This window comes from Nitrosomonas communis (genome assembly GCF_900114745.1).
GTDB classification, from domain to species: domain Bacteria; phylum Pseudomonadota; class Gammaproteobacteria; order Burkholderiales; family Nitrosomonadaceae; genus Nitrosomonas; species Nitrosomonas communis_A.
The window spans coordinates 40,605-58,767 of sequence record NZ_FOUB01000003.1 but is presented as its reverse complement, the minus strand read 5'-3'; the positions used below and the strand labels follow the sequence as shown (position 1 = coordinate 58,767).

General features: G+C 43.2%; 17 protein-coding genes. 9 read left to right on the top strand and 8 right to left on the bottom strand.

The features are described from left to right. Position 1 precedes the first annotated feature (1 nt). The 3 genes from glyQ to BM122_RS02030 form a co-directional block, all read right to left on the bottom strand. Entirely contained in the window at positions 2-895 is an 894-nt protein-coding gene (gene glyQ, locus BM122_RS02040) for a glycine--tRNA ligase subunit alpha (RefSeq protein WP_256211838.1), read from the bottom strand. A 68-nt stretch (positions 896-963) separates the two neighbouring features. Further along, on the bottom strand, positions 964-2,457 hold the full coding sequence (lnt, locus tag BM122_RS02035) for an apolipoprotein N-acyltransferase (RefSeq protein WP_074903368.1): 1,494 nt from the start codon (positions 2,455-2,457) through the stop codon (positions 964-966). A gap of 75 nt (positions 2,458-2,532) precedes the next feature. Then, positions 2,533-2,898 (bottom strand): DUF6164 family protein, encoded by a 366-nt coding sequence (locus BM122_RS02030; RefSeq protein ID WP_074903199.1) that lies wholly within the window; start codon positions 2,896-2,898, stop codon positions 2,533-2,535. Positions 2,899-3,021: 123 nt separating this feature from the next. On the opposite strand from BM122_RS02030, the gene BM122_RS02025 reads away from it, so the two are divergent. Next, positions 3,022-3,858, top strand: a complete 837-nt coding sequence (locus BM122_RS02025; protein WP_074903197.1) for an SDR family oxidoreductase — start codon at positions 3,022-3,024, stop codon at positions 3,856-3,858. Between the two features lie 97 nt (positions 3,859-3,955). Here the strand turns inward: BM122_RS02025 and BM122_RS02020 are convergent, their stop codons facing one another. Beyond that, on the bottom strand, positions 3,956-6,706 hold the full coding sequence (locus tag BM122_RS02020; RefSeq protein WP_143083280.1) for a multicopper oxidase domain-containing protein: 2,751 nt from the start codon (positions 6,704-6,706) through the stop codon (positions 3,956-3,958). Between the two features lie 50 nt (positions 6,707-6,756). Continuing rightward, the gene (locus BM122_RS02015; RefSeq protein WP_083398286.1) at positions 6,757-7,740 is read right to left on the bottom strand and encodes a multicopper oxidase domain-containing protein; all 984 of its coding nucleotides are present in this window, start codon (positions 7,738-7,740) and stop codon (positions 6,757-6,759) included. A gap of 331 nt (positions 7,741-8,071) precedes the next feature. On the opposite strand from BM122_RS02015, the gene BM122_RS02010 reads away from it, so the two are divergent. After that, positions 8,072-11,161, top strand: a complete 3,090-nt coding sequence (locus tag BM122_RS02010; protein ID WP_177198020.1) for an AfsR/SARP family transcriptional regulator — start codon at positions 8,072-8,074, stop codon at positions 11,159-11,161. 382 nt (positions 11,162-11,543) lie between these two features. Further along, complete coding sequence (locus BM122_RS02005) at positions 11,544-11,831, top strand: hypothetical protein (RefSeq protein ID WP_143083279.1); 288 nt, start codon at positions 11,544-11,546, stop codon at positions 11,829-11,831. 204 nt (positions 11,832-12,035) lie between these two features. Here the strand turns inward: BM122_RS02005 and BM122_RS02000 are convergent, their stop codons facing one another. Next, positions 12,036-12,911, bottom strand: coding sequence for a hypothetical protein (locus tag BM122_RS02000; protein ID WP_074903188.1), 876 nt, complete (start codon positions 12,909-12,911; stop codon positions 12,036-12,038). A gap of 133 nt (positions 12,912-13,044) precedes the next feature. Here BM122_RS02000 and aat point away from each other — a divergent pair, with 133 nt between their 5' ends. Genes aat through BM122_RS01970 form a run of 6 tightly spaced genes read left to right on the top strand, consistent with a single transcriptional unit; the run spans position 13,045 to position 17,320 of the window. After that, positions 13,045-13,746, top strand: coding sequence for a leucyl/phenylalanyl-tRNA--protein transferase (aat, locus tag BM122_RS01995; RefSeq protein ID WP_074903187.1), 702 nt, complete (start codon positions 13,045-13,047; stop codon positions 13,744-13,746). Next, the gene (locus tag BM122_RS01990) at positions 13,730-14,473 is read left to right on the top strand and encodes an arginyltransferase (protein ID WP_074903185.1); all 744 of its coding nucleotides are present in this window, start codon (positions 13,730-13,732) and stop codon (positions 14,471-14,473) included. The genes aat and BM122_RS01990 overlap by 17 nt, the downstream gene beginning before the upstream one ends. Before the next feature lie 47 nt (positions 14,474-14,520). Further along, entirely contained in the window at positions 14,521-15,546 is a 1,026-nt protein-coding gene (locus tag BM122_RS01985) for a quinone-dependent dihydroorotate dehydrogenase (RefSeq protein WP_074903183.1), read from the top strand. Continuing rightward, a complete protein-coding gene (locus BM122_RS01980; protein WP_371264881.1) occupies positions 15,536-16,201 on the top strand; it encodes an RnfABCDGE type electron transport complex subunit B in 666 nt (221 codons plus the stop codon). The genes BM122_RS01985 and BM122_RS01980 overlap by 11 nt, the downstream gene beginning before the upstream one ends. Before the next feature lie 12 nt (positions 16,202-16,213). After that, positions 16,214-16,876, top strand: a complete 663-nt coding sequence (nth, locus tag BM122_RS01975) for an endonuclease III (protein WP_074903179.1) — start codon at positions 16,214-16,216, stop codon at positions 16,874-16,876. After that, positions 16,877-17,320, top strand: coding sequence for a DUF1841 family protein (locus BM122_RS01970; RefSeq protein ID WP_074903177.1), 444 nt, complete (start codon positions 16,877-16,879; stop codon positions 17,318-17,320). 204 nt (positions 17,321-17,524) lie between these two features. Here the strand turns inward: BM122_RS01970 and BM122_RS01965 are convergent, their stop codons facing one another. After that, complete coding sequence (locus BM122_RS01965; RefSeq protein WP_074903175.1) at positions 17,525-17,848, bottom strand: c-type cytochrome; 324 nt, start codon at positions 17,846-17,848, stop codon at positions 17,525-17,527. A 30-nt stretch (positions 17,849-17,878) separates the two neighbouring features. Further along, positions 17,879-18,163, bottom strand: a complete 285-nt coding sequence (locus tag BM122_RS01960) for a c-type cytochrome (protein ID WP_074903366.1) — start codon at positions 18,161-18,163, stop codon at positions 17,879-17,881.

Genomic DNA, 18,163 nt, shown 5'->3' with positions numbered 1-18,163 from the left:
CTCACCCTGCTTTCTTGGGGAGTTGCGCTACCCACTCACGCGGCGCCAGCGGAAAGGAAGGCTGCAATCGTTCACGACTATCATAATAAGCCTGTGCGACTCGACGCGCCAGATTACGAATACGTGCGATATAGGCTGCACGTTCGGTGACCGAGATGGCTCCTCGGGCATCCAGTAAATTGAAGCTATGCGCCGCTTTCAGGACTTGCTCATAGGCAGGGAGTGGCAATTGTTTTTCCATTAGATCATTAGCTTGTTCTTCATGTTTACCGAAAGCGACGAAGAGAAATTCAGTATCGCTGCATTCAAAATTATAAGTCGATTGTTCAACTTCATTTTGATGATAAACATCCCCATAGCTAAGTCCTTCAGTCCAGGTTAAATCAAAAACATTCTCTACCCCTTGTAGATACATAGCCAGCCGCTCCAGCCCATAAGTAATCTCACCGGTAATCGGTCTGCAATTGATACCCCCAATTTGCTGAAAATATGTAAACTGTGTGACTTCCATACCATTCAACCACACTTCCCAGCCAAGCCCCCAAGCCCCAAGCGTTGGATTCTCCCAATCATCTTCCACTAATCTGACATCATTCAGTTTCAAATCCAAACCCAATGTCTGCAGCGAGCCCAAATATAAGTCCAGAATATTTTGCGGAGCAGGTTTTAGCACGACTTGATATTGGTAATAATGCTGTAAACGATTCGGATTGTTACCATAACGACCATCCTTCGGACGGCGTGATGGCTGTACATACGCTGCACGCCACGGCTCCGGTCCCAGTGCACGCAGAAATGTAGCGGTATGGCTTGTGCCTGCGCCAACTTCCATGTCATAAGGCTGTAACAGCGCACAACCTTGTTTGCTCCAATAATGCTGGAGCGTCAGAATCATATCCTGAAATATCATGATAGGTACGTAAGCATTAGCTCAGAACGGTTTGGTTAATGACGGCAAGTATTTTACAGGGTTTTACGTTTCCTATAAAAAAAGACTGATAGCCACCCGGCGATCAGCAATAAGATTGCCAGCCCTAATACCACACTATTGCCAAAACGTACATACGGGGTAGCACCCGAATAACCTTGGGCTATTCCATGTAGACCCGCTGTGGTAAACATTTCCAATTGCTGTACGACGTTGCCGCGTTGATTAATGATGGCGGTTACCCCTGTATTGGTTGCACGCAACATGTATCGTCCTGTTTCCAAGGCACGCATCTGTGAGATCTGCAAGTGCTGCCAAGGGCCGATAGAACGTCCAAACCAGGCATCGTTGCTAACATTGACCAGCAATGATGCCTCGGGTAGCTGCATAATAATTTCTTCCCCGAACACATCTTCATAGCAAATATTGATGGCTACGCTTTGTCCAGCCAGATACAAAGGTTGCTGATCAAGTGAGCCGCGAGAGAAATCTGACAAAGGAATATTCAACACTTGGATAACCCAGCTGAACACGAGCTTTAACGGGATATATTCTCCAAATGGCACGAGATGATGTTTTCGATAACGTTGTTCAGGGGATACACCCAGGCTAAACATGGTATTGTAGTATGCATTTCTGTCCGATGAGACCGATTCAGCCATGCCGATCAGTACATCGCCCTCATTTGTCCTTGCATGCGCGGCAAGCTCTGATAAGTAATCAAACGGCACATCTTCATGAAACAGCGGAATGGATATTTCTGGCGTCACAATTAACTGACTGTTACTTTCCTGGATAAGCTTGGCGTAAGTATCCATGGTCGTGATAACGTGATCCTTTCGCCATTTTAGATCCTGGGGAATATTTCCCTGTAATAGACTCACTGTCACGGCATCGCCCTGGGACTTAGTCCAATTGATCCACTGCAGTCCCAGACCGATTGCCCAGACTCCACCTAGAAAAAATAAGCATCGCCATGCACGCCTTTGCTCAAACCAGGAGGATAGCCAGCCAGCACTCAGAACCAAAAGAAGCGAAATACCATACACACCCACTACTGGTGCAAAACCTATGAGCGGGCTAGAGGGTGCCTGCGAATACCCAACCGCTAACCAAGGAAAACCGGTAAATAAAGTACCACGCAACCATTCTGATAATATCCATAACGAGGCAACCATCCAGGGCCAAATAGCTGGCGCAGCATTGCGCAATCTTACCGAAACCCATCCCGTTAACGCAGGGAATAATGAGAGATAAGCACAAAGCAGAATCAAAGCTAATACAGCCAGCGGCATCGGCATACTACCAAAATCATGCAAACTGACATAAATCCAGGTCACCCCTGCACCAAACATTCCCATGCCGAAAGAAAAACCCAGTATTGCGGCACTTAAAGACTTTATATCTTGACGCCAAAAATAGATGAGTAATGCTAGGGTAACTAAAGGAATCGGAAAAAAATAAAACGGTGCAAACCCGAGAACAGTCAGCGCACCCGATAGGAAAGAGAGGATGATTTTTAAATTAATTTGATTCAATCCGGACCACTTAGCAAAAAAATCTCAAATGATTTTGAACAATGAGAAAATAAAATAAGAAAATTACTACTTGGCTAGTTCCATGATCAGCTTGAATGGCAAGTAAAGCAAGGCCAGCACAATGAGTATATACGCTACAAACAAAACAGGATTTTGCTTCATACTATCCCACACTGTTTTGTGTTTGCCTTCGCTTTTAAGCCGCGCGTATTCTTCCCTCACCCGTATTGAACGTGCTTCCTGATAAGCATCAAATAATGCTTTTGCTTCCCGGAATTGATGATCATCCTTCACCCAGAGGGCGGGCATGGAAACGCCCCAATTGCCTGCTGAGGTTTCATAGTAATCAATATGATGATTGGTCAGTAATTCGCGCACTTCTTCGGCTTCATCATCTGGAACGTTTCGTAGTTTAAACAATAATTTTGCCATTATTCAATTATGATCATTGTGATGCCATGTGTAATGAATCGAGCTATGTGATGCTATGATTATGCTTTTTCTTGTGTCAAGTCCAAAACAACTATGAATCGTTTTGCAAGATAAGCTTAGTTGATGAAAAAGTCTATTTTAATTACTGGTTGCTCCAGCGGTATTGGCTATTGTGTCGCCCATGCATTGCACAAACGAGGCTATCGCGTATTCGCCACAGCGCGAAGGCGGGAAAGCGTCGAGATGTTATTAGCTGAAGGGCTGGAAAGTCTTCGTCTAGATTTAAATGAGCCAGATTCGATTCAGCAAACATTTGAAGAAATCATGCACCGTACTCATGGTCAATTGTATGCCCTGTTCAATAATGGCGCCTATGGCCTACCCGGAGCAGTTGAAGATTTGAGTCGCGAGGCCTTACGCGCACAATTCGAAACCAATGTTTTCGGCTGGCTAGAGCTGACCAATCTTGTGTTGCCCATCATGCGCAAGCAACGTTATGGTCGAATTATCCAGAATAGTTCCGTGCTGGGTTTTGCAGCCATGCCATTTCGCGGCGCCTACAATGCTTCCAAATATGCCCTCGAAGGATTGAGCGATACGCTTCGTCTTGAATTAATGGGTACTCAAATCTTTGTCAGCCTGATCGAACCGGGTCCGATTGCCACTCAATTTAGAGCTAACGCACTTAAGGCTTTACAAAAATATATCGATATCGACCATAGCTTCCATGGTAAAAAATACCGTGCGGTATTGGATCGATTAAACAAGCAAGGGCCAGCCGTTCCTTTTACACTGCCGCCCGAGGCTGTACTCAAAAAAGTCATTCATGCCCTTGAGGCACACAACCCTCAACCGCGCTATTACGTTACTTTCCCTACCTATTTATTTGGTTTTCTCAAACGCTTCCTGAGCATTCGTTTATTGGATAAACTACTCGCTAAAGCGGGTAATAGCAATTAATCGTTATTAAACAAAAACGCTAACCAGAGATTCTCTGGCTAGCGTGATGTTATGACTACAGAAGCTTTTTAATTCTAGACTTGATACCTACCTCCATCTATTGGATTGGATTACGCTGATTATTCGTTAGTCCTGCGCTCCATTCGCTTGAGAGATTCTGTACCCAGCCATTATAGACGATGGGTAATGGCAATACGCCCTGACCGCCAAATCCAGCCAGACTGCTGATATTGTCATCCTTGACAACACTTGCATCCGCCACCAAGGAAATCGAACCGGCAATCTCCGCATCGATCAAATTGCCATCACCATTTGGATCGGGATCAACCACGATCAAGCGGTTGGAGAACTTGCTGGCGACATAAGCATAATAACCACCACCCTGTTTGGCACCAAAATTTGCCCCATGACAGCCAGGATCACATGGCAGCATTTTAACGATCTTATCGGTAGCCGTATCCGTGATGACAATTTGCCCGCCCATCGCAGCCGTTACCACTACTTTGCCATCTGGTGACACTGGAGTTTGAATTGGAAGCACGCCAACGGCGACCGTTCCATTTCCATCTTTATCCGCGAATTCACCAGTTACTGGGTTATAATCAGCAATCAAATTGATGGTATTTAATAGTGCACCATTGTTGCCATCCAATACACTAATGCTGTGATGCAGCAAATTCGCAGCATAAACTTTACTGGAATCCGGCATCATACCGATAGCAATTGGGTGTGGTACAGGCGCACCGCCACCTGTCTGAGTTCTTGTTATGATTTGACCTGTTTCCGAGTCATAGATACCGGCATCACCGGTATTGACATTAGGCGTAATAATTTGCTTTCCATCGGCAGAAATCCAGTGGCCATGCGGATTAGCCGGAGCTTGTCCATGCTGTTGGGTCGGCATCATGTGATGTACTTCTGTCGTGCCGGCAGGAATCATGACTACGCCATTCTCGCCATGAATTGCCACAGTAACATCATCCGTATTCGGGAGGGTCATCACATGCGAAGGCGTATCCCCAACGTGGATATTATTAATCAACTTACCTGTCCTCTGATCAATTAATACCAGATTGGTATCAAACCACTGAGTTTGATAAATGACTGAATGGTCACGATTGGCCCACATGTTATGTGGGTTATTCATATTGATCTGCGGTAACGCAATTTTCCGTTTAAGTGTCCAGTTACTGGTATCCAGAACGGTAATAGTACCTGGTTTGGTTTTACCGGCTGTTTTCTCGAACTGGGTATCGATCCATACTTCACCCACACCCGGAATGGCCGGTTTAACTAATGGCGTCAGTGCAATGTCCTGACCATACCTTGCTTCAAGAACAGATACCAATGAGAGTTTGCCCGCATCCGTTACCACATCCACATTGGGATAGGCAACATGCCAGGGACTAGTAGAGGTAAAATCCTGCCAGTTTTTCGGCGTAGAGGCAACAAAGAAGGTGTGTACCAGACGGGTTGCCAAGTCACTGCTAGTAGGCAAATCTTTCACCCCTGATACCAGATCAATAGTCTTGCCCAGATCTAAACCATCTGTAGCTGGGTCATCCACTATCACCGCTGCCATCATAAACGGGTGAATCTTGCAGGTAAATACATATAGGCCAGGCACATTGAGTTGCACAATGCCGCCGCCACGATAAGCTTTAGTTTGTTCAAAAGGAATCATGAAATGATCCCCGCCATGATCATTTTTCCCTGCATCACTTGGCCACAGCAGATTGGTGACAGTATGTGTACCGTTGGTGTCGGACATGATGAAATGAACACTGCTGCCCGGGGGAATAATTTCCAGTGATTTAGTATGCGTTACCGGACTCAAAGCATCACCACGTGCACTTCTAAACCAGCTGCCCGGTTCGTCGGATATAATGAAGGTCACCAGGCCCGCTCCATCACCATTTTCATTTCCAAATATCTTGCCATGCGGGGAAGCACCTGCGATGCTTTCGCCTGTTTCACCCGACCCTGCTGCAACCACATGAAATTTACCATTCATGCCGGATTGCATATGCGACATCACATGACAGTGATATTGCCAGACACCCGGCCCGACACCTGTCCCAGCTTTAACGGTAAAGGTATGGCTACTAAAAGGGCTATTCATCAATTTAACATCAATAATATTTGATGAAGCCGCATTTTTATCTACGGCATCAGGCCAGCGATGTGCATGCAGATGGAAAGTATGGGCATGCCCCACTGCTAGCACGTGCCAGCGCACAAGCTGATTCTCGACTGCACCCAGAGTGGGGTTAGTCCATAGCGGTCTTTGTGTGCCATTCGCACTGATTTCAGCTCCCCAGAAGGTTGAGCCGACCATAAACAAAACGAATTCTTTGTCTAGCTGATTACGATTGACAGCAGTTAGCGCGCCATTACCATCCATAAAGCTTTGCGCTTTCCCACTGGAATCATCCACTACAATGGCACCAAATAATCCAAGTAAGGCTGACTTTTCATCACCATAAGGGAATGTACCCACTGTATTAGCGTTAAATCTATAATTTTTTGTCTGTTTCGGTGAAAGAGAGGGAGTATTGCCGACAGATAATCCACCAACATTGAACTCAATTTTGACATTGGTATTGTTGGTCAGTTGAATTTTGACGTCATCTCCTGTTTGTATAAACAAAGTAGGACCAGGAATCACTGCATCAGCAGGATAATTGGGTACAGTACCATCCGTCGTAGTATGGCTGATCATTTTATAGCCATACTGTCCATTAGGAAGGGTTTCAGCAGTTAATACGATGTTGTGCGAGGCTGCCAGCGCAATCGAAGAAAGCAGCCATGCTGTAATAAATAATAAAATTGCTGTAATGGTTTTCATTTTTTTTCCATAATTTTGTGAACTCATATTTGCACTCATTAGAATTAGCCTTAATCAGCAACGACAAAATCGCCTTTCATGCCGAGCAATACGCTTGAGAAAGCGGTATCCATATAGCTTGAAGAATGAGTTGCTTTAACTACAAATACATGTTTTTCAAGGGGTCCTATCGCTTTTGTATTGATTTGATTAACTGCCCCTGGATCTGCCCATGTGTAGTTATTAAGTTGAAATTGATGGAAATTGGTACCCAGTGCAAGCACATGGAATCTGACATCACTATTTTTTTCTGCAGTCAGGTTAGGATTAACCCAAAGCGGGGTGTGCTGACCTGTCGTGTTATTGGTTTCCATTCCGACAATAGCATCATCGATAATGTAAAGAACAAATTCCTTTTTAATGTTATCCACGGCAGCAGATGCAGAATTGACGATAAGCGCTCCAAAGAGCCCCCTATCTTCAGCGCCATTATGGCTATCCATATTGTGGTCATGATAGGGCCATGTGCCAGCAGTGCCGAGCGCAGCATTCCAACGATAAGTGTATGACAAAACAGGCGTCGCACTCTCATCCTTGTACAAATTGATGTATTTCAAGGTACCATCGCTGTCTTTATCGTAGTGAACCCCATGCACGTGCAAACTGACATGATTATGCTTGGGGTTTGCCTGATCGGGATTAATTTGATACATGAGCTCGATTTCAGCTTCATCACCTTCGGTAAGGATTATGGTTGGCCCTGGAATCGTGGCCCTATCGCTATAACGGGCAGTTATATCGGTTGAGCTACCATCTTGATCGATAACTTCATATCTCATCATACGATAAGCAAAATAACCGCCAGTCATTTCTTCAGCAAACATGCCGATTCGATGAGTATTTCCTGCTAATACATTACCTCCCAGAAATAGCAAAGAGATAGCAAATAGAACCATCGACCAAATAGCTGATAGTGGACGCGAGTTACATACTTTTTCCATACGCGATGAAAAGAAGCTATCTGTAACAAGCTCTGCAGCGTGTATACTCCTCATATTTTTTCACCCTCCCCTCTCTTGGTACAGTTAAATTAAAAACTTGCTGACTAAAAATTTCATGAAAACTGATTAATCTTTCATAATTAATTTTTGTGCAAAAATTTAACAATTGAGGATATACAAATAGCAAACAGATTATTTGATAAATAAAATTGAAGACTTACAAATGGCATACACATTATGAAAAAAATAATTTGATATAGAAAGAATAGAATTGATAATAAAAAGATATCCGACCAAAATCATTCCGCCCGATTACACCCGTGTTTTTGAGCGGACTTTCTTGTTTGAGCTCGTTAAGAAAAGAAAGACAGCGAAGGTGATCTGGGTGAATGGATCACCCGGTGCCGGCAAAACTGTTTTTGTCACCAGCTTACTTAAAAAACAGCATGCATCATTTTTGTGGTACCGAATCGATAGCAGCGAGAATGATGTGGCCGATATTTTTTATTTTCTGGCGTTGGCTGCGCAAAAGAACCATCCCAGAAAGAAACTTAATCTGCCGGTCTTTACCAGTGAATATGCTGATGATGTAGAGAACTTTGCACGTGTCTTTTTTCGTAAGCTTTTTGCTTCGCTCACGGAAGAATCAGCCATTGTGCTGGATAATTGCCATGAACTGGAAAAGTATGTTGTTTTTCCCCGGCTGATACAGATTGTTATAAACCAGTTACCAGACGGCATGCAATTGATCTGTATCAGCAGGAATCGTCTTCATGCTGTACTTAAGCGGTTGTACACCAATTACGAATTGCTCGATATAAGCAATGCCGAGCTAGAGTTTAATGATCAGGAGGGTCAAGCATTCCTGAAATGGCTTGATCCACATTTGAATGATCTCCAGATCCAGCAAATTCAGTCAAAAACACATGGCTGGTCTGCCGGGATGGTATTGATGGCGAGGGAATTCAGAATTTGGGGTGCTACTGAAGATTTTAATGCCGAAGAAAATATTTTTGCTTATCTCTCTTCGGAAATACTTTTTCATTTACCCAAGGAACTGCATAAGTTTCTAGTAGCCAGTGCATTATTTACCCAATTAACGGCAGAAATGGGTATGCAACTGACCGGTTGCAGCCAAACTAGGTCCTATCTCAATGAGCTTGTTTATAAAAATTTTATGATTAAGCGTATAGAGAGACCCAATCCGATTTATCAATTTCATCCGCTGCTCAGAGATTTATTGCTATCTCAGGCCGACACTGTGTTTACCCAAGCCTATTGGAGGAAATTACAGCACAAAGCAGCGATGATCCTGGTAAAGCAGGATAACACTCTTGAAGCCATGCTTCTTTTCCAGCAATTACAGGACTGGTCATCGCTAAAAGAGTTACTATTGCAGCAAGCTAGCCAGCTAATTAATTCTGGGCGTCATCATACCGTCATTCAATGGATACAAGCATTACCAAGCAAGTACCTGGATATGGATGCCTGGTTGAAATATTGGTATGCCATTGCATTGAAACCAGTTAGCCCCTTTTTGACTGAAGCGCATATGGAAAAATGCTATCAGCTATTTGACATCAATCATGATATTAAGGGTATTTATTCTAGCTGGGTGGCAGCAGTTGAATCAATTATGATTAGCTGGGATGATTTTTCCAGACTGAAGGTTTGGATGAATCGCTTTGACGAAATACGCAAGCATCATCACGCCTGTCCGTCAATCGAATTAAAAATCAAGTTTTATATGGCGGCGATAAATGGTCTTACTATCTATGACCCACACCATCCACGGTTAAAAACATTAATCAGAATTTGTGAACGGCTGTTTCTCTCCACTCCGATGAAAACAATCAAGTTATTGTTAGGCACACAGTTAGCACAATATTACATATTTAACTGTCAATTAACCAAACTACACACCTCCGCTGCTTTCTTGGAGTTAATAGTGGAAGATCAAGCTATACCTGCCATGGTAAGAATTATGAGTACTTACCTATTAGCTAATCAAAGACTATTTATGGCCGATACTATCAAAGCGCTTGAATATGCCCAGAGAGGGCTACAATTGTCTGATTTATCAGGCATTCGTTCATTTGAAGCGGTGCTACTTGCTACTATTGTTGGTTGTCATATTAATAACGGTGATCTGATTAGTGCTGAAATTGTTTTGCAAAGAACCATCAAGTATGAGAATGCGTACCAGCGCATATCAACTGTGATGCATTATTCCTATGCCGTCTGGTTAGCTGCGTTAGCCGGCAAGCTGCATCAAGCCTTTGAGCAGAGTCAAAAGACTCTGCAGTTGGCAAAATTAGTTCACTTTAAAATCGCTTGTGTCAGCCTTTGGTCACTTGAGGTGCAAATACTCGCTGAGCTGTCACAGTGGCACAAAGCGGAGCAAACACTTTCTTTACTTTCTGCAGCAGCTATAGATACCAATAATAAGCATAATCTGATCCAGTACCATATCGCCGATGCCTGGCTAGCATATTTACAGCAAAATCAGCTTCGTACCCTCGCAGCTCTAAAAGAGCTATTACAAATTCTGCATACTGAGGAGATTGTTGCTTTTTTCGGGTGGCGCCCCAAGGTTTTAACTTCGCTGTGCCTGCTGGCAATTGAAAACGGCATCGAGGAAGAATTTGCTGTTCACTTGTTGCAGAAACATCGACTGCTGGCTTGTCCACCTACATATCTCGAGAAATGGCCCTGGCCAGTACGAATCTATAGTTTTGGATCATTAATAGTAGAAGTCGAAGGAAAACAGATAGAGCATTCTGGCAAAAGCCAGAAAAAGATACTCGAATTGCTGGAGACGTTAGTCATACTAGGTGGTCGTAAGGCTCCTTCCATTCAACTCACTGATATATTATGGCCTGATGTTGATGGTGACCTGGCGAGGCAATCCTTGGAAACAGCGTTGCACCGATTACGCAAGCTCCTTGGCAAGGAAGCCATAATATTGAATTCTGGTCTGGTTTCCTTTAACAGGAATTATTGCTGGCTAGATTTGTGGGCGTTTGAAGAGACTGTAGACAAGTTGGAGCAAGCGTTTAGTGATGAGCAACCGTCTGAGATCATTAAATTAACTGACCGGCTGTTGAAACTCTACCAGGGCCCATTTCTGAAGGATTTCGATTCAGGGTTAGGAATATTAAAACAATCCCAATTATTGAATAAATTATTCCGCGCGCTGGATTTATCCATAAGTTTCCATGAAAAGAAGGGGGAATATGACCGCGCTAGCTTGTTATTAACCAAGATAGTGGAGCTAAGCCCCTTGACTGAAGCAAGCTATCGACGATTAATGTCTCATCATATCAGGCAAGGACAGCTTGATCAGGCATTGCAGACTTATCATCAATGCCATCGGATTTTATTTGAGGGATTTAAAGTTAGGCTTTCTAATGAAATTCATGAGCTTGCCAAGCAATTAAAAAGAGAGAAAGATCATAATTCTGACTCGAAATAAATAAGCTATAAAAAAGCACCCCGCCGGCATACAGCGAGGTGCAAAGACTCCGTCACAGAGTCATCCATTCAATCGCACTGATCTTGTTTGAATAATGCGCCTTCCGATCTTTGGCCTGAAAATTACCAGAATCAGACTTACGGATAGCATACAGATTGAAAAAAACATCATAAAAGGTCGATGGGTGGTATTAAAAGGTATCTGACTAAAATCATGTCGCCGGTTTACGATCGTGTTTTTGAGCGTGATCACTTATTGATACTGACTGAACAAAGAAAAACGGCTAATTCCATTTTTAAATCAAAACTGACTTTATCGGCTTCACCTTGCCGTATTATTGACACTATCTGCGGCTCGCCTTCGCGTCATTTTTGATTTAGAAATGGAACAAGATAATATGGGAAATGGCTTGACTGGCTCTGGCAAAACTGTCTTTGTCGTCAGCTTACTTAAGAAACAGCAGGTAACTTTTTTATGGTACCAAATCGATATCAGTGAAAATAATTTTGCGGATATTTTTTATTTTCTGGCATTGGCTGCGCAAAAGTATTATCCCGGAGAGAAGCTTAAACTCCCGATTTTTACCGCTGAATATGGCGATGATGTAGAAGGTTTCTGCATAACTGTATTTTTAGACTTTTATACGGTTTTTCCCAAGAAACAAGAATAAAAAAACACCCCACCGGCATACAGCGGGGTGCAAAGGCTTCGTCACAAAATCATCTACTCAGTCACACTGATCTTGCTAGAAACAAGAAGAGAAATAAATCTATTTTATTTAAAACACAACTACGAAGTACAACTATTTAGGAGATTATCATTCTCTACAGCTAAAAAAATTGTCCTCCTACTTTTACTTTCTGCGCCCATATCGTTAAAAACCGATTCCAAGGTAACCACCGGCAGTCAAGCCACTGACATTAACGCCATCAGTCTTGCCAAATGTCTCATGATAACGCGCATCTGCCCCGATAAAAAAATCCTTCCAAATTCGGTAATCAAACCCCGCACCAAATGTCATACCCGGCGCCAAAACCGTGATGGATTCAGAGGGTGGGCTGATAACATGAAGAGCAAAGCCGGCTGGGATAATCCAAGGCCTGAATCTATAGCCATCCAAAAATTTAATTTTCGGTGCAGCTGATAAGGTAAATTGAGATACAGTCACATCCCGTGGATTCAGTGTGCCACCTGCCAATTGAGTAGGAATATTAGCCAGTGCATTACCTTGTGAAACGCCGAAACGCTTGTATTCAAACATTAATTCAGCAAAGACGTCTGTCTTGGGCATGATCCCCCATACATCTTTTGTTAAATTGAAATCAAAACCCGCTCCTACATACCAACCATCATTGCCTCCCGCATCTTGTGCGCCGACTGGTGCAACATTGCTTTGCAAGGTTACCCCATTACGATCCTGTAAGTTATGAGCGAAGCCGCCACGAAAAAATAGCATATGAGAGTGTTTACGTTCACGCCCTTCTACTTTTTGGATGTTCCGATCTTGCCGGACAACCTCTTCTTTTACACTTCTAATCTCCTGTTCATCTTGTGCGGCCTTGCTTTTTACTTGATTGAGCTCATCCCGAATCGCCTTTAACTGACTTTCTAATACTTTGATCTGCTGCTCCATGGCTTCAGTTGATGTGCCACCGTGAGCTAGCAACTGGGGGGAGCCCGTTGCTAGCGCCATAATGAGTGAACTAACAGCTATACTAACGACTCTAGTTTTGTGACGGAATTGCTTCATTCGTTCTCCTTTCCATTATTGTTATTTGTTATTTATTCAATCTATGGATCGATAAATTTATAATAAGAAAAAATTACGCTATATACCTTGATTTAAATCAAGGTATATATATATTTCATCACAAAATAGACTTATGATCCATTGGCTAACTCCTAACCCAGAATATTTTCCACCGCTAGAAATGGCGCTTGATGAACCTAATGGTTTGCTTGCCGCTGGCGGCGACTTATCACCGCGGCGCCTGCTGACAGCCTATCGTTGCGGCGTCTTCCCATGGTTCAATCAGGAAGAGCCCATCCTATGGTGGAGTCCAAATCCGCGTATGGTATTATTTCCTGATGAGCTTAAAATTTCCCGTTCACTTCATAAAACTATGAAGAAGCATCATTACGAAATTCGATGCGATAGCGCTTTTACTCAGGTAATGCAAGCCTGTGCAGCCCCACGCATGGAACAGGAAGGGACATGGATACACCCGGAAATGATCTCAGCTTATACTGAACTGCATCAAATGGGTGTGGCTCACTCAGTGGAAACCTGGATCGAAGGAGAGTTAGTGGGAGGGCTGTATGGTATTGCTCTGGGGAAAATGTTCTTTGGTGAATCGATGTTCTCCCGTGTTACGGATACTTCCAAAATTGCCTTTGTGTATTTGGTAAAACAATTGGAACATTGGAACTTTGGCATGCTTGACTGTCAGATGAAAACGAGGCACCTTACTTCATTAGGTGGCAGAGAAATTCCTCGCATTAAATTTGTTCAAATATTAAATAATCTACTCACTACTCCAGGAAGAATTGGGAAATGGCACTTTGATTATGTCTATCCAGAATGATGCGATCTTGCCAGTTATGAAATTTCATACCACTGAGTTTTATCCATGCAGCTATTTGCCTGGCAAGCTTGCCCGTTCACAAATTGCGCTATCCGATCATCTGATCGATACACCGGCCTATGCGCAACTGATCAAAATGGGTTTCCGCCGCAGTGGTAATTTTGTTTACCGCCCAAGCTGTGAGCAGTGTGAGGCTTGCGTTCCGATACGTATCATTGTTGATCAGTTTACATCTAACCGAGCGCAACGCAGAGCGTGGAAGCGACATCAGGATTTGGTAGCCACACAACATAAATTGCATTACCATCCTGATCATTATCGTCTCTATCGCCGCTATCAAGTGAAACGTCATGCTCACGGTGGCATGGATTATGATAGTCGTGATCAATATTGCAATTTTTTGCTGCAAAGCAACGTCGATTCCAGGCTTGTTACCTTCCATGAAAAGGATCAATTACGCATGATCAGCATCATTGATCAATTACCCGATGGCTTCTCTTCGGTGTATACTTTTTTCGATCCCGATATTCTCAATGCAAGTTTTGGTACTTTTAATATTTTGTGGCAGATAGAACAATGTCGCATGAAGAACCTGCCATTTCTTTATTTGGGTTATTGGATTGGTGAAACCCGAAAAATGAGTTATAAAACCAATTTCCACCCTTTACAAAGGTTATCGGACGGACAATGGCAAGCCTTCAGCAACTCTCCCCAAAAATTTCTTTAAATTGTTCTGCTTAATCCAATCTGTCTTACAGGGTAAAATAAGTTTCAATGCGCTATCACCTTTTTCGCCCACTGCTATTTACGCTTGATCCCGAAACAGCGCACACCCTTTCTCTCAGTGCATTACAATGCGTGCAAAACCTTGGATTGCTGCGAGGCCGCTCATTTACCTGTAAGCCACGTAGGATAATGGGTTTAGATTTTCCCAATCCTGTCGGCCTTGCAGCTGGGTTAGATAAAAATGGCGCTTATATTGAAGCCCTTGCAAAACTGGGATTTGGCTTTATCGAAGTAGGCACGGTCACACCTCGTCCACAACCGGGCAATCCACAGCCGCGCCTGTTCCGCCTCCCTCAAGCACAGGCAATTATCAATCGCATGGGTTTTAATAACGACGGTATTGATCACTTGATTGAGAATATTAAACGTTCCAATTTTCAGGGCATACTGGGCGTTAATATTGGCAAGAATTTTGATACACCTGTAGACAAAGCAGTAGAAGATTATTTAATTTGCTTTCAAAAGGCTTATCGTTATGCCAGCTATGTCACTATCAATATTTCTTCACCCAATACCTGCAATTTGAGACAATTACAAAATTCTCCCGAGCTTGAGCGCTTGTTGCATCTATTAAAAAGAGAGCAAACAAAACTTAGCGATCAACAGGGTAAATATACGCCGCTAGTTATAAAGATTGCGCCCGATCTGGAATCATCACAACTGGAGGCAATTGCTCAGCTATTGATAAAATACCAAATTGATGGTGTGATCGCTACCAACACAACTATTTCACGTCAGAATCTAGAACATTTACCGCTTTCCAATGAAACAGGTGGTTTAAGCGGCGCACCCCTCAAGCCACTCAGCACCAAAGTGATTAGAAAGTTATATGCCTTGCTACAAGGAACCATACCCATTATTGGTGTCGGTGGCATCCTATCTGCTGAAGATGCAAAAGAAAAAATAGAAGCGGGAGCGAATCTGATCCAAATTTATACAGGTTTGATTTATCATGGCTCTGATTTGATACGCCAATCTGTTGAAGCAATTTGCACTTCCTGCCATGATGACTGATAAACGCAAATTAATAGAACAAATCGATGCCGTTCTGCCGCAAACACAATGTGGTCAATGCGGCTTTTCAGGTTGTCTACCTTATGCTACCGCTATTGCAGAAGGCCATGCCGATATCAATCAATGCCCACCTGGAGATGCAGAAGGTATCCGAAAGCTTGCTGCTTTAGTCGGTGTAGCTTTCAAATCTCTCAATACAACACACGGTGTACCCAAACCTAAATCGGCTGCTTTTATCAACGAAGAACAATGTATTGGCTGCACGTTCTGTATACAAGCTTGTCCTGTCGATGCGATTGTTGGTGCTGCCAAACAGGTCCATACGGTTATTACAGAAGAATGTACCGGCTGTGAGCGGTGCGTCGCCCCTTGCCCGGTAGATTGTATTAGCATAATTCCCGTTGTACCCTACCCTGAAAACCAGGCTCAGAAAATGAAGCAGCAAGCTGCTGATCGAGCACGGCAACGCCATCAATTTAGATTACAAAGGCTTGAACGTGACAAACAAATACAAACTGAGATATTTGCACAAAAATCATTGGCAGCAAAGGAATCTCAATCTGCACCAGAAAATACCAATCTGAAAAAGGCGGCCATTCAAGCAGCATTAGCGCGCGCACTTGCAAATCGGGCCGAGACAATTGATCAAAAGTAATCACCCCGAACTATGAACGCCGCCAAACGCTACGAAATTTTCACACGCTTCAAAGCAGCCAATCCTCACCCTACTACCGAGCTTGAATACACCACACCATTCGAGCTACTTATCGCGGTCATCCTTTCAGCACAGGCCACGGATAAGAGTGTCAATCTGGCAACAAGAAAACTTTTCCCATTGGCTAACACTCCCGAGAAACTGATAGCACTGAGTGAAGCCGGGTTAATTAGCTTGATTAAAAGCATCGGCTTATATAGAACAAAAGCAAAAAATATCCTTGCAACGTGTCAATTACTCATCCAACATCATCATAGTCAAGTACCGAGAACGCGAGTTGAGCTTGAGAAGCTACCGGGCGTGGGGCGCAAGACCGCCAATGTTATTTTAAATACTGCTTTTGGAGAACCCACCATTGCAGTCGATACCCACATTTTCCGTGTTGCCAATCGAACGGGAATTGCTCCCGGCAAGAATGTGCGTGTGGTTGAGGATAAACTCATGAAATGTGTACCCATTGAATTTCGCCATGATGCACATCACTGGCTGATTCTCCATGGGCGATATGTGTGCACGGCAAGAAAACCCGCATGTAGCGACTGCCTTATCAACGATTTGTGTGAATACGAACATAAAAACCTGGAAAATAACCCTGTTGTTGTAATGAATTCCTAGATGTTTAATCCAACGAGAGAACAGGTCCGTCAACTATTCTTCGAAACATGGCGTAAATTTCGCCAGAAAGAAGTCTTATCTGGTATAGAAACTATTGCACTAGAAGTCATCTTGTTGCATCCTGAATATCAGGATATGCTTGATGATAGCGAGCGTTATCGTGATAAAAACTATTTTCCAGAGATGGGGGAAACCAATCCCTTTCTTCATATGAGTATGCATGTTGCCATTAAAGAGCAACTTTCTATTAATCAACCCATTGGGATTCGCAAGAAATTTGAACTTTTGCTAAATAAAACCGGGAATGAGCACGATGCAGCTCATCTGATTATTGAATGTCTTGCTGAAATGCTTTGGCAGGCGCAGCGCAATCAAACGCCACCGGATGCTCAGATTTACTTTGATTGTCTAGATAAATGGATTGCTAAGTCATTCCATTTCTAAATCAAAAATGACGCGAAGGCGAGCCGCAAACAGTATAAATAATACGGCAAGGTGAAGCCGACAAAGTCAGCTTTGATTTAAAAATGTAATAAGATCAATAAAAAACGGAATGTATAAAATCATACACTCCGTTTTTTGTTTTTTATTATATTTCTTTTTGAATAAGCAAGGTATGACTTCCCTGCCCATCCATAGAACAAATTATTACTTCACATATAAGCCAGATTGGCCGGAATAATAAAAAGCCAGATTTTCAATATCGTCTTCACTTAACGGCGCAGCCATTCCAGCCATGATAGGATCTTTACGCTCACCAGTTTTATAGTCTTTTAAGGCTTTCTCGAGATAAGTTCTGGGTTGACCACCAATTTTAGGGAAATTTGGAGCAGGACTATTACCATCGACTCCATGACAGGAAGCACACACCTCTGCAGCTTTTTTCTTGCCAGCTTCGATATCAGCCGCAATACCGTATCCGGAAAAGAGTAATACCACACCGCTTACTGCGGCCACAACAAAATTTTTCATGTTCTGATCCTTGCTTCTTAAAGGGAAAAATTATTTACTAGCATAATAAGCAGCCAAATCTTCAATATCTTGATCGGAAAGGGTGGCTGCAATTCCACTCATTTGGGGATGCTTACGTTCTCCTGATTTATAATCCCTAAGTACTTTGGCTAAGTAGGCCTCATGTTGTCCGCCCAGCTTCGGAACATGGTAAACAACAGGATAAGATGTACGATAACCCTCTATTCCATGGCAACCTATACACATGGAAATTTTGGCTTTGGCTGCTTCAGCATCACCGGCTGCCTGTACTACACCAGAAAATGCCAGAGACAT